2 protein-coding genes are annotated in these 698 nt (G+C 59.5%); one reads left to right on the plus strand and one right to left on the minus strand.

The window, feature by feature from the left end; translation table 11 throughout:
• On the minus strand, positions 1 to 115 hold a 115-nt coding region (locus VBE63_RS30935; protein WP_323686771.1), incomplete at its 3' end, for an AAA family ATPase.
• A gap of 230 nt (positions 116 to 345) precedes the next feature.
• Here VBE63_RS30935 and VBE63_RS30940 point away from each other — a divergent pair.
• Positions 346 to 698 (plus strand): GntR family transcriptional regulator (locus VBE63_RS30940; RefSeq protein WP_323686770.1); only part of this gene is annotated, 353 nt, incomplete at its 3' end.

The raw sequence follows: 698 nt of genomic DNA on the forward strand, positions 1-698 counted from the left end.
GTGTGCCTTCCTCGATCAGCTGCAGCGCGAAGCCGGTCTTGTCGACATAGTAGTAATCGTCCTCGCGGATCTTGCGGAAGGTTTGGATGCCGATGGGACGTTTATGGCGGTGCATGGTTTTGTGGCTACGGTGGGATGGATTCGCTTTAGTCTAGCTTGCCAGCGCTGCTGTTGATGCAGGAAGGACTCAGACGACAGTCGCTCGCGGGAAGAAGTGGTTATTGGTTAGTGGTTAGTGGCTTGGCCTGAGATAAGAGTGTCGACACATTGTGTTAGATCTGGTAGATTCACTGCTTAATTGGCGAGAATAAACCAAAATGTGTTGACACTTTGCTGGCTGAGGCGATGAATGACCCCGCGCTGATCGTGCTTGAGCCGTGTGTTGTCGGCACCCTCACCGATCGCCTGTTCGATGCCCTGCAACGGGCCATCGTCGAAGGCGAGATGCCGCAGGGCAGCAAGATCAGCGAGCCTGAGCTGGCGCGCCGTCATGGTGTGAGCCGCGGCTCCTTGCGCGAGGCGATTGCTCGGCTCGAGGCCTGCAAGCTGGTCGAGCGGCGGCCGAACCTGGGTGCGCGCGTGGTTGAGCTGAGTGCCGAGCAGCTGATCGAGATCTTTCAGCTGCGCGAGGCGCTCGAAGGCATGGCGGCACGGCTCGCCGCGGAGGCGATGACCGACGCGGAGATCGATGCGCTTGG

Source organism: Lamprobacter sp. (genome assembly GCF_034860625.1).
In the GTDB taxonomy this organism is placed as follows: Bacteria; Pseudomonadota; Gammaproteobacteria; order Chromatiales; family Chromatiaceae; genus Lamprobacter.